Origin of the sequence: uncultured Dokdonia sp. (assembly GCF_947492815.1) — a bacterium.
Taxonomy (GTDB): domain Bacteria; phylum Bacteroidota; class Bacteroidia; order Flavobacteriales; family Flavobacteriaceae; genus Dokdonia.
Genome location: NZ_CANLOB010000047.1, coordinates 1 through 15,392, shown reverse-complemented (window position 1 = coordinate 15,392; position 15,392 = coordinate 1). Strand labels below are relative to the sequence as shown.

Sequence of the window (15,392 nt, the reverse complement as noted above, 5' to 3'; positions counted from 1 at the left end):
TCAGCTCCATCCGCACCTGCTGGTCCTTGTGGTCCAATTGCTCCGTCAGCGCCATCTGCACCTGCTGGTCCTTGTGGTCCAATTGCTCCGTCAGCGCCATCTGCACCTGCTGGTCCTTGCGGTCCAACTGCTCCGTCAGCGCCATCAGCACCTGCTGGTCCTTGCGGCCCAGTTTCTCCTTGTATTCCTTGGTCACCTTGCGGTCCTTGGGGTCCGACTGCACCGTCGATACCGTCAACACCATCTTCACCTGCTGGTCCTTGCGGTCCAGTTTCTCCTTGTATTCCTTGGTCACCCTGAGGTCCTTGTGGTCCGACTGCTCCATCAGCACCATCTATACCTGCTGGTCCTTGAGGTCCAGTTTCTCCTTGTATTCCTTGGTCGCCTTGCGGTCCTTGCGGTCCAACTGCACCGTCGATACCGTCAACACCATCAGCACCTGCTGGTCCTTGCGGCCCAGTTTCTCCTTGTATACCTTGATCACCCTGCGGTCCTTGTGGTCCGACTGCTCCATCAGCACCATCGTTACCTGCTGGTCCTTGTGGACCTGTATCTCCTTGAGGCCCTTGTGGTCCTGTTGCTCCATCTGCACCTGCTGGTCCTTGTGGTCCAACTGCTCCGTCAACTCCGTCTGCACCTGCTGGTCCTTGTGGTCCAACTGCTCCGTCAGCGCCATCTGCACCTGCTGGTCCTTGGGGACCTTCTGAAGTTGGTAAGGTTATTGTACCACCTCCATCACTTAATGTAAGATTTGTACCATCTAAAGAAAATGTTTGTAATTCATTGGTAGGATCAGTATCAAGATCGTTTGCTATGATTTCATCTATAGCATCTTGAACATTTGTAGCCCCTAATCCTGAATTAGTATTATTATATGGGCTCGAGGTTGCATTTGTATCTATAATAACGGTTTCTCCTAATACATTTGTAAATGTAAACGTACCATCTTGGTTATCTACTAATGTTGGAGCGTTGTCAATATCACAGAGGCTTGTCCAATTGATGCCATTATATTGAAAAACACAATTTTCATCAGTATTATATACCATACCACCAGCTAATGGCGTGATTGTATTCATCTGAGTATTGGTTACTCGGGTAATGACAAGTACTTTAGAAGTGTTTTCTAATTCTAAAAGAGAATTATTATCTATTGTATCTGGATTATCTCCTACTTTTATTTGAGCAATACTATTTATTGTACTAAATAATATTAGAAATAGAGTAATTTTTTTTAACATGTGGAGGACTTTATGTTGTTTAATTGGGGTTTTACAGTAATATTTATAGATCTAAAATAATTAATTGGTTGAAAAATAGGATTTTATGTTTTTTATAACGGTAAAACATCGACAGAATACACATTTATATCGATAAAATGCACATTTTTGTAGTTTTAGAAAATTTGTTACTTTTTATAAAAAATAAATTTTTTCTATTTAAAAAACATATTTATATTTGCCACCGCTTAACCAGCGGGAGTAGCTCAGTTGGTAGAGCGTCAGCCTTCCAAGCTGAATGTCGCCGGTTCGAACCCGGTCTCCCGCTCCAAAAAAATCCTCATCGAATGATGAGGATTTTTTATTTTATATAGATGTGATTGAAAGTACCGTACTAAGCTTTTTAGCTTTATGAATTTAAGAGCTTCTGTATACAATTTCGCGAAAGCGTATTTTTAAAAATTCAACAAACTATCTTTAGGTGTTTCGTAAGGATTTTTATCTTTTTCAAAAATACGAGCGCTTAGATTTCCTTTGAGTTGTATGGTTTGGTCTTTGACTTCTAGCCAGCTACCTTCTCTTAGTCCTACAACAGGAACTGTATTGTGCGCGTGAAATTCTTTTATTCTAGTTTCACGAGTTTCTCCCATATGGGTACTCCCTTCGATTGGGTCTAAGTAGTGAGGATTAATATTAAAAGGAACTGCCCCTATGGTTTTAAAACTTGGTGGATATGTAATAGGCATATCATTTGTAGTTTGCATGGTGAGTCCGCAAATATTACTACCAGCGCTTGTGCCTAAATATGGGGTTCCTTCAAATATTTTTTTTCGTAAAACAGGAAGTATATTCGTTTTATATAATTGGTTTACGAGTACAAAGGTATTACCACCACCAGTAAATATGCCTTCTGCATTTTCTATAGCTTCTTCAGGATTTTTAAATGTGTGTAGACCTATTATTGTCTTATCAATTTTTTTAAAAGCTTTGGAAGCTATTTCAGTATATTGATCATGAGAAATTCCTCCAGGTCTGGCATAGGGTATAAAAATAATAGTATTTGCTTTGCTAAAATGTATGTCTAATTCTGGTAAGAGATATTCTAAATAACCACTTCCATGTATGGTAGAAGTACTTGCAATGATCATTTTTTTAGGCATAGGTCTTTGATTTTTTTAAAAGTAGTTATTCATCTTCAATTAACAAAAGTTTATATAGGTATTAAGTTTTTCATGACATACGAAAATGTTTCTTTGAAGGAGCTAAACAATCTATGTACAAAACACTATTCCTTTTTCTATTATTTACAGGTATTACTGCTTTTTCTCAGGAGACTATTATTCTGAAAGGAACCGTATTGAATGATACTATTGAAAAAGCTTCATTGAGTGTTGTGAATTTAAATTTACGTAAAGGTGCTATTACAAATGAGGCTGGTGTTTTTGAAATCCCTGTTCGCATAAATGACACCATTCATATAAGTGCAATTCAGTATGAGTCTAGACAATTTGTTGTAACTCCAAAAATGCATGATCAAAAGCGTATGTCTTTATATCTAGTTCCAAAGATTAATGAGCTGGATGAGATACAATTAAGTAATAAGGTTTTGTCTGGCAATTTAGAAAAGGATGCTAGTGATGCTTCTCTAGATACACAGTTAGCTCTTGTAAAAGACATGAGTGATAAAGGATTATTACCTAATCTTCAAAGAAAAACAAAAGAAGAGCGAAGATTGCATACTGCTACTACTGGAATTAATGGAAAGGGAGGTGTAGGTTTTACAGGGTTAATAATTCCTCTTCCGTTATTAATTAACGAGATAAATGGGAAGACTAAGCGTTTAAAAAAACATATTGAAATAGCATCGTATCAAGAGCAAATTGATTATGCTTTGAATCGTTTTCCTGATGTGATGTTGCTAACGTATTTGAAAATACCAGAAGACCAATTACAAGATTTTATTTTCTATGCATTAAAAGATGAAAAGAAATTAAAAGAAATAGCTATTGATAATCCTCTGGTCTTTTTAGATTACTTATTAGAAAAGTCAATTACATATAAATTATTAAAGAAGAAAGAACAATTTACAGAAAACGAGAATGAATAATGAATAATGAATAGACGATGTTACTTTTTATTGTTTTTTCTTTTTACAACGTATGTTTTGTTAGGACAAGAGTCTGTTGTTCTTACAGGAAAGGTGCTGAATGATACTATAGAGAAAGCTTCATTGAGTGTTGTAAATTTGAATTTGCGTAAAGGTGCTATTACAAATGAGGCAGGTGTTTTTGAAATCCCTGTTCGCGTAAATGACACGATTCATATAAGTGCAGTTCAATATGAGTCTAGACAGTTTGTTGTAACTCCAAAAATGTACGATAGAAAGCGTATGTCTTTGTATTTGGTTCCAAAGATTAATGAGTTAGATGAAGTTGAGATTAGTACTATTGATTTGACGGGAGATTTACGGAGAGATATTTTAAATACGCCATTTAAAAAAACACTTACAGCAGCAGATCTTGGTCTTCCATTAAATAGACATGCACCATTTACGTCTGAAGAACGAAGGGTATATAGCGCAAGTCCTGCAGGTGCAGGAGCTTTTGGAGCGCTTATTATGGCTATAAATGGACAAGCAAAACAATATAAAAAACAGTTGGAGGTGATGCGTTTTCAAATCAAAGTTGAGAAAGCCCGTTTAACATTTTCCGACACACTTTATATGAAATCTTTGAACATTCCAGAAGATTTGATTGCAGATTTTGTGTATTTTGTTTTTGAAGAAAAAAAGACAGAGGGAAAGGATAATAAAGAAAATGCGATAGAATTGTTAGATTATATGCTTACAAAATCTAAAAAATACTTAGTTTTAAAAGAAAAAGAAGGAGTGCTCATTAAGAATAAAGAACATGAATAAGATGATAAAATTTTGCATACTCTGTTTCCTTCTCATGGGGTCAAGTGCGTATGCACAAAGAACGATAGAGCTAAGAGGGCAAGTTCTTAATGACACCATTGATAAGGCGCAACTTACGGTAGTTAATATTTCTTTAAAGAAAGGCACTACTACAGATGCAAATGGGAAATTTGCCATAGAAGCACGTGTAAATGATACCATTAATATAAGTGCAGTTCAATATGAGTCCAGACAATTTATAGTTAACCAAACGATGTATAATCGTAAAAAAATCTCTTTATATCTTATTCCAAAAATAAATGAGTTGGAAACTGTAGAGATTAGTAATTTAGAGCTTACTGGTGATTTAAATAAAGATATTCGTTCTACAAAATTTAAAAAAGAGGTTACTGCAAAAGAGTTGGGTATCCCTGAGAATACAGCACCCAAACGTACTATAGAAGAACGACGTTATTATACAGCGGTAACAAGTGGGTCAGGAATTCCGTTAGACGGACTTATAAATTCTATTACTGGAAGGCTTAAAATGCTCAAAAAACATATTGAAGTATCTCGATTTGAGAAATTGGTGCAAGAGAGTCGTTACCGTATTTCCGATACGGTATATATGAAAGAATTAAATATACCTAAAGAACTTATCGAAGACTTTGTGTATTATGTTTTTGAAGATACACATGCAAAAGAGCTTGTAGATGCTAATAATGCACTTGGTCTTTTAGAGTTTATGATGCAAAAATCGAAACCTTATATTGCCTTAAAAGAAAGCGAAAAAGAATAACGGCATATTTTTTGGAACCCATAATACAATATCTTTGTTTTAAAATTTTAATGGTACGCTTTCGCGAAAGCGTACTCATCCACATATTATGAGAAAAATAGTTGTTATTGCCTCCATTTTTTGTTTGTTTATATGTACTTCTTTTACAGTACATAAGTATTATTTAAGTGTTACAGATATTGAGTACAATCAGGAAACAGCATCTCTGCAAATGATTACAAGACTTTTTTATGATGATTTGGAAGATGTACTTCGCGAGCGTTATGATGAAACTATTATTGTAGATGCTACTTCAGATCAAGAAATTCTAGATACTTACATAAAAAAATATTTGCGTAAAAAAGTGAAAATAACTGTAAATGGAGCACCTCAAACACTTTCCTTTTTAGGGAAAGAATATGAAGATGATTATATAGTATGCTATATAGAAATTACAAATGTATCTTCTATTCAGACTGTTGAGATAGAAAACACATTACTTATGGATGCATTTACGGAACAAAAAAACATGGTTCATACAGATATTCTTGGCAAAAAGAAAAGTTTGTTATTGGTAGATGGTAATGCCAAAGCTGTGTTAAACTTTTCTGAATAGATTCCTAAAAAAGTTGGGGTTTGGCTATTTTAGAGCCTTAATTTAATTACAAAAACTATGATTCGTTTTAAATACGCATTATGCGCAATGTTATTCCTGTGTGTTTCTGTAGGATACGCTCAAGAAAAAGAGCGTCAAGGAGGCCATGAGAATGAAAACAAATTTAGACAACTCTATAATGAAATGTCTACCCCAAATTCTTATCGTACTGCTTCTGGAGCACCAGGGCATGAATATTATCAAAACGAAGCGGATTATAAAATGAGTATTCAGTTAGATGATACTAACCAGCGTCTAACAGGATATGAAACAATCACCTATAAAAATAATTCGCCAGATGATTTAGCATACTTATGGGTGCAATTAGATCAGAATATCAGAGCACAAGATTCTCCTGCTAAAGATAAAAATGGAGGAGGAGTCAATCCTGTAAATAGACCAGGAAGTTTTGTGTCTTCATATATGACAGAAGGATTTGATGGAGGGTTTAATATAAACAAAGTAACTGCAAACGGAAAAGCTCTTAAGCACACGATTAATTTTACAATGATGCGTGTAGATATGCCAGAAGTTTTAAAATCTGGAGATTCTTTTGAGTTTTCTATTCAGTGGGATTATAATATTCCTGATCATACTGTAAATAGAGCTCGTTCTGGTTATGAAACATATAAAGATGGAAATAAAGGGTATATTATTGCTCAATTTTTTCCTAGAATGGCTGTTTATAATGATGTAGAAGGATGGCAAAACTATCAGTTCTGGGGTAATGGAGAATTTGCATTACCATTTGGAGATTATGAGGTAGATATTACAGTGCCAGCAGATCATTTATTGGATGGTACAGGAGATATTACCAATCTGAAAGATGTCTACAGTAAAGAAGAATATAAGCGTTGGGAAAGAGCAAAAAAATCATATAATGCTCCTGTTATTATTCGCACACAGGCTGAAGCAGAACAAATAGCAGCTGGAAGTTCAACAAAAACAAAAACGTGGAAACTCAAGGCTGAAAATGTACGTGACTTTGCATTTACTTCTTCTCGTAGATATATAATGGATGCACAAGCAGTACGTTTTCCACAACGTGATGTAATGGCTATTTCTATTTACCCACCAGAAGGAAACCCATTATGGGAAGAGTATTCTACAAAAGCAGTAGTACAGACTTTAGAAACGTATTCTAAATTTACTTTTGATTATCCATATCCTAAAGCTATTTCTGTGCATGCAAAAGGGCAAGGAATGGAATATCCTATGATATGCTGGAATTATGGTCGTCCTAATGAAGATGGTACGTATAGTGATCGTACAAAATATGGTATGATCTCAGTGATTATTCATGAGGTAGGACACAACTACTTTCCAATGATTGTAAATAGTGATGAGCGTCAGTGGGGATGGATGGACGAAGGTTTAGATACGTTTATGCAGTATTTGACAGAACAAGAATTTGGAGATAAGTATCCTGAAGCTATAGGGAATAATAAAAAATACCCTTCTCGAAGAGGAGCTCCATCACGTATCGTAAATTACATGAAAGGGAATCAAGATTTTATATCTCCTATCATGTCAAACCCTGAAAACGTATACCAGTTAGGTAATAACGCTTATGGAAAACCAGCAACAGCACTTAATATTTTAAGAGAAACTGTGATGGGACCTGAGTTATTTGATCATGCTTTTAAGACGTATGCACAACGATGGATGTTTAAACACCCAACACCAGAAGATTTCTTTAGAACTATGGAAGATGCATCTGCGGTAGACTTAGATTGGTACTGGAGAGGATGGTTTTATAGTACAGAGAGTGTAGATATTGGTGTGAAAGAGGTAAAATCATATTATGTTACAGATAAAGCTACTAAAGAAGGTAAAGCAATGCTTGCTCGTTTTGGTGTTACAGATCCAAGTACTTTTAATGGTGTTTATGTTGTAGATGAAGATAGTGAAGATTTTGACCCTGCTCTTAAAGGAAAGTCTCTGTTAGAAAACTCAGCGACACTTAAAGAGTATCTGATGGATAATTTTACACCAGAAGAGCGTGCTAAAATACAAGAACCTAAGCATCTTTATAAAATAGTTTTTGAAAAACCAGGAGGTATTCCAATGCCTATTATTGTAGAGTATGAATATGCAGATGGAACAAAAGAGAAAGTTACATATCCCGTTCAGATTTGGCGTAAGAATGACAGTGAAGTAAGTAAAGCAATCGCATCAGATAAAGAGATTGTAAAGGTAACTGTAGATCCAGATCTTGAAACAGCAGATATTGATACAGGGAATAATAGCTGGCCTAAGGCTAAGAAAATGGGTAAATTTGAAAAGTTTAAAGAGAATGTAAAAGGATAATCTTTTCTATATCTTAAAGTTTTATATAAATAAGTGCTAACTATTATAGTTAGCACTTATTTTTTGTTTTATTGTGTATTACATCCCAACATGAGGATTGGATATCGAAAATTGATTCAAGGATTGAGATATTAAACCAAGATCCTGTTAAAAAAGCGGAATTAGTTCAACTATCTATTTTATATCCGTCTTACAGACTTTACAAAATAGTGTTTTACTCATAAAATCACCTGTTAATATATAGGGTACAACACATAACAATTGCTATCTTTGTATTATGATTACACTTCCTTTATTTATAAGCGGAATGGAGATTGCTTTCATTATTTTTATAGTGATCATGGTTTTTGGTGCAGATAAAGTTCCTGAAATTGCTAGAGGTCTCGGAAAAGGAATGCGTACATTAAAAGATGCCACCAATGATATCAAAACCGAAATTACTAAAAGTGCCGAACAGCAAGGTATTGATATTGATGTTACTAAAGATATCAAGAAAGAAATAGATAAGGCAAAAGAAGATATTAAAGATATTACAGGTCCTATTAAACGTCAGTTTTAATGGATCAAATTCTTGAATGGGATAAAGCGCTGTTTCTATACCTTAATGGACTTAATACCGGAAGTTGGGATTCCTTTTGGTTGGTTGTTACCAAAATAGAAAATTGGATTCCACTCTATATACTTTTCTTTATTCTTTATTGGAAAAAGCTTTCGCGAAAAAAGGCATTGCTCGCTACTATTTCTACTGTTGTTTTAATGGGATTTATGTTAGGGCTTACTAATCTCGTCAAGAATTTTGTTACTAGAATAAGACCTAGTAATGAATCAGATCTTAATGGTTTGGTAAGAGTATTGCAAACCAATACTGATTTTAGCTTTTTTTCAGGCCACTCTGCCGTTTCATTTGCAGTCTCTATTTTTGTTATTCTTATATTAAAAGAACGCACTAAATGGATCTGGCTTATTTTGATTTGGCCTTTCCTTTTTGCTCTAAGTAGAATTTTTGTGGGAGCACATTATCCTAGTGATTTATTTGTAGGTGGAGTAGTAGGGATTTCATTAGCACTTGTAACCAAAAGACTTCTTCGTACTAAAATATAGTAGTATCCTTTTTTGTATTTTTAAATAAATTCCTTGGTTTTCTTTCTCTCTGAAGGGTGAATCTAAGAAACCTTCATTGACGCCGTTAAAGGGTTTGATACCCATAGGCTTGCCTCGAAATTAAAATTCAGTTTCGTATAACTATCTCGTGAATTTGCCCCGAGGTAATTTACTACTTCTTTTAGGATTTTTTGGAAATAGTGAAGATCACTAAGGTATATGGTGGTTGTTTTGTTAAAATACACAACGAGTAGTAGTACTATTCTTTTTTATTCATGATTTTCTTTTTTGTAGGAATATTCTACTTGTAAACTATATTTAGTAAATATCTAACTATTCGTAATTGAAAAACAGTATTTATGTGTAATTGATAATTAATTAGCAATTATTTTATGAAATTAATACTATGCATGCATAATGATTATGAAATTTTAGTATATTAGGAGCATAACTAATTAACCAAAAACCATGAAAAAAACACTAGCCATTGTTGCAAGCATATCACTGCTTGTTCTTGCTTCTTGTACACAAGAGGAAGATTTTGCTTCGCCAATCACGGAAGAAAATGTCGTGTTCATAGAGCAAGAGTCTGATGAATTTTTAACTGTAGAGGAGATTAATACTATTATCAGTCATCAATTAAAAGAGAAAGGGACTTTCTCTTGGGACGAAGTTCCTGCAAATGTATTATGGAGTGCAGCTGTGCATGGAAATGAATTACTTACCGTAGGATATGGCAGTAAAGGAGAAAGTTTTAGAGAAGGAAAAAGTAGTCGTCTAGAAGCTATTCATGATGATATACTTCTCACGATTGCAACATCTGAAGGACACACTCGAAATGATCTTAAATATATAAGTGATGATGTTCTTAATGTTATTGATGTACAGGTTACCACTTTAGCATCTATTAGAAGTTTAAAAGCGATGTCTAATGTTAGATATTTAGAACCTAATGGGTATTCGTATTTTACGGCAAAACCTGATGCTACAGTTTCTTCTCAGGATCGATCTTCAAGTGGATGCGGTATGTCAGGATCTACTTTAAATACTAATGACTATCGTACTATTGCTCCTGGATCATTGGTTTCTTGGACGTTGGATAATCATAACGTAACACAGGCTTGGAGTCAGAGTACGGGTGCTGGAGTTACTATAGCAGTCATTGATACTGGGATTTCTCCTAATCAACCTTTATTAAGTCCAGGAAGTTCTGGGTTTGGAGATGGATATTCTAATAATAATCGTACGGTAGAAAAATATGGAACTTATATAGACTCACCTTGGTGGTGGTCTAATAATTTAGATGGACCGAATGATAAATGTGGTCATGGTACTAGTATGATATCGGCTGCAACAGCACCACGTAATAATGATAATAAACCTGTAGGAGTTGCTTATAATTCTAATCTAGTTTCTTATAGAGGTACTGCAGATGTTTTATTAAATGATTATCATGAACGTAAAGGGGTTTCAAATGCATTACGTGCTTTAGGAGATAGAAATGACGTTAAAATAATTTCAATGTCTATTGGATATTTATGGACTATCGGAAATGTAAGAGATGCTGTGCGTTATGCTCATAATAGAGGGAAGTTAATTTTTGCTGCAGGCGGAACTTCAACAGCAATAACAAATGCATACCCAGTAATATTTCCTGCAAGTATGTCTGAGACTATTGCTGTAACAGGAGTTACAGATGCTAATAATTATAAGCGTTGTGATACTTGTCATAGTGGACCACAAATTGAATTTACGATTGTAATGGAACGTGATAATGATAATAGTAGAACAGCTGCTGTTCTTGGCTTTTATGGAGGAGATAACGATTATGTAGGAGGGTCTTCTGTGGCTACAGCTACTACTGCGGGAATTGCAGCATTAGTTTGGGCTAAATATCCTAACTGGAGTAGAACACAAGTTTTAAATAGAATGCGACAGTCTTCTGAGTTATATGGCAATCCAAGTAATAAATTTGGGTATGGAAATATAGATGCTAATCAAGCAGTTCAATAGTATAGATTTTTATTGATGTCGCCAAAGGGTTTTATGCTCTGAGGCTTGCTTCTAAAATAAAAAGAGCTTCACTTTTGTGAGGCTCTTTTTTATGTCATATTTTTCTATTTTAATTTAACGAACTCTACTTATCGTTAATCCATCTCTAATAGGGAGTAACACTGTTTCTAGTCTTTTGTCTTCATTAAGGAGTTTATTATATTCCAGTAGTACCTTAGTGTCAATATCTTTTTCTTTTAAAGGTTCAACTACTTTTCCACTCCAAAGCACATTGTCAGAGAGTATAATGCCTCCGGCATTCATCTTATCTATAATGGCTTCAAAATAATTTGTGTAATTACGTTTGTCTGCATCTATAAAGACAAGATCGAATGTTGTGTCTAATGTTGGAATAATATCTAATGCTTGTCCTAAATGTTGTTGTATTTGGTGTCCATAAGGAGAAGTGTCAAAGTGTTTTTTTTGAAAATCGACTAATTCTTCTTTGATATCAATTGTGTGTAATATACCTTCTATAGGAAGTCCTTCTGCTAGGCATAGTGCACTATAACCAGTAAATGTCCCAATTTCTAGAATGGTTTTGGGATTCACTAATTTTGAAATCATACTTAATACGCGTCCTTGGTAAGGACCAGAAAGCATACGCGGTTGTAATACCTTTTGATAGGTTTCACGTGTGAGGTTGTGTAGATATTCAGGTTCTTGCGCAGAATGTGCTACAACATATTCATCTATATTTTCAGGTAGGAAGTGCATATATTTAATTTTCGCGAAAGCGGAAATCTCATCCATCTTATCACGTAGTCATTTTAGTGATTTTTACTTTCCAAGAATTCTATTTTTAAAAGCTTCTTTCTTTTTTTCGTCATCTCCATATAACCATCGTACTACATTATCATCCCATATTTGGTCATATTCTGTAGCATTTATAATTTTTCTATCTAAAGCGAGGTCTAGTATTTTACCAGGATAACTACTTTGAGAATCACTTTCCATTTCTCCGAGTGGGTACGGATCATCTAATCCCATTAATACTTGTTTGCTTCCTTGATTTTCAATGACTAGTTTTAGTGAATTAGTATCATGTACTAAGGTGTCGAAAAAGATATTTGGATGTCCTACAGATTTTCTAGGATGAGATTTTCCTTCAAAGAGATCCGGACGACCATCAAATCCTTGAATACGCCTTCCTAAGTTTATTTGTGCTAGTTGTCCGCCATGTGCAAAGCAAACTCGCATACCTGGATATTTATCTGCATATCCATTGAGAGTTAAGAAGTGATAGGCATCTGCGCATTGCGCTAACATCCATATTAAGTGAAAACGCCAGTTTGTATTTTCTAACTTGATAAACTTTTCTCCATCATAGGGATGAATCTCTACTGCAAGATTATATTTGCTTGCAAGTTCAAATATAGGTTCGTTTTCTTCATCAAAAATACAACGCCACGTTCCAATGGTATCCATATAATGTGTAGGAAGACATAATAAATCCATGCCCAATACTTCTACACATCTTTCTATTTCCCATAAGGCTCCACGTACAAATCCAGGATGTACAACAAAACCTGTTGTAAATTTTGATGGATGGTCCTTCTGAACTCTTGCATTGAAATCATTTTGAAAGCGTAATGCCTGCTTCATTTCTTCGAGGCGTAGCCCATTTCCATAGAGTTGTGATAAATTTAATACGACTGCATGATCTACATTGTTACGTTCCATCCATTCCAGCTTCTCATGCAAGAAAAAACTAGAATCAGTAACAGGACGACTCCAATTTTTTTGAAGCATAAATTTACGGTCTTTATCCACCCAAAAGATCCCTTTGTCTTTCATAAATTGAGGGATTTCTTCAGGATAGGGAAGTAGATGCGAGTGTCCGTTAATGCGTAGTTTTTTCATATATGTTTTCTGCAAATACAGAAATGGTGTTAGTTAGTTTATAAAAATACAAAATGTAATGTGAGGATGCACTTTACAATGATTTTGTACGTCCTCCATCTACAGGAACATTAATTCCATTGATATAACTTGCTTTTTCACTAGCTAAAAAAGTGATGGTATTTGCTACTTCTTCAGGTTGCGCAAAACGTTTTGCAGGAGATGCATTTTGCATTGCGGTTTCAATTTCTTCTATTGTTTTTCCTGTCTTTTTTGCTTTGTTCTGTATGATTTCAGAAAGACGCCCAGTTGCTGTAGCACCGGGTAGTACATTATTTACCGTAATACCAAAAGCGCCTAATTCATTGGCTAATGTTTTGCTCCAGTTGGCAACAGCTCCTCGTATGGTATTACTTACGCCAAGGCCATCTAATGGTTGTTTTACTGATGTTGAAATCACATTAATAATTCTTCCATAGCCTAGCTCTTTCATGCTAGGAATTACTGTTTGTACTAAAAGATGATTGGTTTGTAAATGTTGTGTAAACGCTTTCGCGAAAGCGGAAACATCTGCATCTACAATAGCACCCCCAGGAGGGCCTCCTGTATTGTTTATTAAAATATGATATTGATTTTTAGTTGCAGCAACGGCTTGTGCGACCTGCAACGGATTGGTAAAATCTGCAATGACATAAGCATGTTTTTGAGATCCATTATTTGGAAGTTCAGAAAGTGTACTTTTTAACTTGTCTTCATTACGAGCAACAAGTGTAATATTTGCACCTTCTTGTGCAAGTACTAAAGCAGTAGCTTTTCCAATACCGGCTGTGCTTCCGCATACTAATGCATTTTTATGAGTAAGATTGAGATTCATATATTATAATAGCGTTTTATAAACTAAATATTTTATTCTTTGTATCAAGCATATAACTTTGTTAGTTATACTTTATACATACATTTTTAGGTTCTGTAAAAAAGCGAAGTGCTTCAAAGCCTCCTTCTCTGCCTACACCACTTGCTTTTACACCTCCAAAAGGTGTTCTTAAATCACGCATCATCCAGGTATTTACCCATACAATACCAGCTTGTATTTCATTACTCATTCGCATGGTTCTATCTATATCTTTAGTCCATAGGGTAGCGGAGAGACCATATGATACATCATTTGCATACCCAAGTACTTCTTCTTCGGTATCAAAAGGCATAATGGTGACCACAGGTCCGAAAATTTCTTCTTGATTGAGTCTACATCTGTTGCTTTGTACTTCGATAACGGTTGGTTCTAAATAGTATCCACCTTCGTATCCTTCTACGGGTATTTGATTTCCACCACATAAAATAGTACCTCCTTCTTCAGGGGCGAGTGCTATGTATGATTGTACTTTTTCTAAATGTGATTTAGAAACGAGAGCTCCTAGGTTTGCTTTTGCGGAAGCGGGATGCGCAACCACCAATTTTTTAACGCGAGCTATAAAATCTTTTTTGAACGTATCATATAATGGACGTTCTACAAAAATGCGACTCCCACATAAGCAGATTTGCCCTTGATTTGCAAAGGAAGAACGTATGGTTGTATCTAACATACGTTTATAATCACAATCGGAAAAGATGATATTTGGGTTTTTACCTCCTAATTCTAGAGACAATTTTTTGAATTTGGGAGCACAGGTACGGGCAATATGTTCTCCCGTTTTTGTACCTCCCGTAAAACTAATGGCTTTGATATCGGGATGCTCTAAAATAGCTTGTCCTGTTGTAGTTCCAAGTCCATGAAGGATATTAAGAACGCCTGGTGGTAATCCTGCTTCTGTACAAATTTCTCCCAGAAGAAAGGCTGTCATGGGTGTTACCTCAGATGGTTTTGCAATCACGCAATTGCCTGCAGCAATGGCAGGCGCAATTTTCCAAGTAAATAAATATAATGGAAGGTTCCAAGGACTTATACAGCCTACAACACCAATAGGTTTACGTAATGTAAAATTCATGGCTTGTAATCCTACGCTTTCATGACTTTCTGATGCAAATTGTGTAATGGCATGCCCAAAAAACCGAAAATTAGAAGCTGCTCTTGGGATATCTACAGCTTTGGCAAGCTTTACAGGTTTTCCATTATCTCTACTTTCGGCTTCTACTAGTTCTTGTAGTTTGTTTTCTATACCATCAGCTATTTTTAAAAGAATACGGCTGCGTTCATCAATAGTAGTAGTAGACCATGTTTTAAATGCCGCTTTCGCGAAAGTTACCGCCTCTTTAATATCTTGTGCATTACTGTTAGGAATCTTACTATATATTTTACCAGAAGCAGGTTCGTAGTTGTCTATCCAATCATTTGATATTGGATTTTTGTACTCCCCATTACTGTAATTACTTATGTTGATAAGGTTGCTTGTATTCATAGAGCGTTAAATTACAAATTTTAGATTTCGATATAAAACTTATTATTGAGTTTATGGGTTTAGGAGTTTAGGAGTTTAGGAGTTTAGGAGTTTAGGAGTTTAGGAGTTTAGGAGTTTAGGAGTTTAGGAGTTTAGGAGTTTA

General features: G+C 35.1%; 13 protein-coding genes, 1 tRNA gene and 1 pseudogene. 9 read left to right on the top strand and 6 right to left on the bottom strand.

Annotated elements, in window-relative coordinates; genetic code table 11:
* Nucleotides 1-1,241 (bottom strand): annotated as a pseudogene (locus Q1A01_RS23170) (hypothetical protein); the annotation flags it as partial.
* A 234-nt stretch (nucleotides 1,242-1,475) separates the two neighbouring features.
* Here Q1A01_RS23170 and Q1A01_RS23165 point away from each other — a divergent pair.
* Nucleotides 1,476-1,551 (top strand) — tRNA-Gly (locus Q1A01_RS23165).
* A 124-nt stretch (nucleotides 1,552-1,675) separates the two neighbouring features.
* On the opposite strand, the gene pepE is transcribed toward Q1A01_RS23165, so the two are convergent.
* Complete coding sequence (pepE, locus tag Q1A01_RS23160; RefSeq protein WP_299685821.1) at nucleotides 1,676-2,380, bottom strand: dipeptidase PepE; 705 nt, start codon at nucleotides 2,378-2,380, stop codon at nucleotides 1,676-1,678.
* Nucleotides 2,381-2,493: 113 nt separating this feature from the next.
* Between pepE and Q1A01_RS23155 the strand changes: the two genes are divergently transcribed.
* From Q1A01_RS23155 to Q1A01_RS23120, 8 genes are all read left to right on the top strand, one after another.
* Entirely contained in the window at nucleotides 2,494-3,327 is an 834-nt protein-coding gene (locus tag Q1A01_RS23155) for a hypothetical protein (protein ID WP_299685819.1), read from the top strand.
* 57 nt (nucleotides 3,328-3,384) lie between these two features.
* Complete coding sequence (locus Q1A01_RS23150; RefSeq protein ID WP_299685817.1) at nucleotides 3,385-4,137, top strand: hypothetical protein; 753 nt, start codon at nucleotides 3,385-3,387, stop codon at nucleotides 4,135-4,137.
* A 34-nt stretch (nucleotides 4,138-4,171) separates the two neighbouring features.
* A complete protein-coding gene (locus Q1A01_RS23145) occupies nucleotides 4,172-4,915 on the top strand; it encodes a carboxypeptidase-like regulatory domain-containing protein (RefSeq protein ID WP_299685814.1) in 744 nt (247 codons plus the stop codon).
* A gap of 88 nt (nucleotides 4,916-5,003) precedes the next feature.
* A complete protein-coding gene (locus tag Q1A01_RS23140) occupies nucleotides 5,004-5,510 on the top strand; it encodes a DUF6702 family protein (protein WP_299685811.1) in 507 nt (168 codons plus the stop codon).
* A gap of 57 nt (nucleotides 5,511-5,567) precedes the next feature.
* Nucleotides 5,568-7,859: a M1 family metallopeptidase gene (locus Q1A01_RS23135; protein ID WP_299685808.1), complete on the top strand. Its 2,292-nt coding sequence runs from the start codon at nucleotides 5,568-5,570 to the stop codon at nucleotides 7,857-7,859.
* Nucleotides 7,860-8,136: 277 nt separating this feature from the next.
* Nucleotides 8,137-8,418, top strand: a complete 282-nt coding sequence (locus Q1A01_RS23130) for a twin-arginine translocase TatA/TatE family subunit (RefSeq protein WP_299685805.1) — start codon at nucleotides 8,137-8,139, stop codon at nucleotides 8,416-8,418.
* Nucleotides 8,418-8,960, top strand: a complete 543-nt coding sequence (locus tag Q1A01_RS23125) for a phosphatase PAP2 family protein (protein ID WP_299685802.1) — start codon at nucleotides 8,418-8,420, stop codon at nucleotides 8,958-8,960. Before Q1A01_RS23130 ends, Q1A01_RS23125 begins: the two co-directional genes overlap by 1 nt.
* 468 nt (nucleotides 8,961-9,428) lie before the next feature.
* Nucleotides 9,429-10,973, top strand: a complete 1,545-nt coding sequence (locus tag Q1A01_RS23120) for a S8 family serine peptidase (protein WP_299685799.1) — start codon at nucleotides 9,429-9,431, stop codon at nucleotides 10,971-10,973.
* Nucleotides 10,974-11,087: 114 nt separating this feature from the next.
* Here Q1A01_RS23120 and Q1A01_RS23115 read toward each other — a convergent pair whose 3' ends face one another.
* The 4 genes from Q1A01_RS23115 to Q1A01_RS23100 form a co-directional block, all read right to left on the bottom strand.
* A complete protein-coding gene (locus Q1A01_RS23115) occupies nucleotides 11,088-11,765 on the bottom strand; it encodes an O-methyltransferase (protein ID WP_299685796.1) in 678 nt (225 codons plus the stop codon).
* A 27-nt stretch (nucleotides 11,766-11,792) separates the two neighbouring features.
* A complete protein-coding gene (locus tag Q1A01_RS23110) occupies nucleotides 11,793-12,875 on the bottom strand; it encodes an amidohydrolase family protein (RefSeq protein ID WP_299685793.1) in 1,083 nt (360 codons plus the stop codon).
* 73 nt (nucleotides 12,876-12,948) lie between these two features.
* Entirely contained in the window at nucleotides 12,949-13,728 is a 780-nt protein-coding gene (locus Q1A01_RS23105; RefSeq protein ID WP_299685790.1) for an SDR family oxidoreductase, read from the bottom strand.
* A 61-nt stretch (nucleotides 13,729-13,789) separates the two neighbouring features.
* Nucleotides 13,790-15,250: an aldehyde dehydrogenase gene (locus Q1A01_RS23100; RefSeq protein ID WP_299685787.1), complete on the bottom strand. Its 1,461-nt coding sequence runs from the start codon at nucleotides 15,248-15,250 to the stop codon at nucleotides 13,790-13,792.
* Between the last annotated feature and the right edge of the window lie 142 nt (nucleotides 15,251-15,392).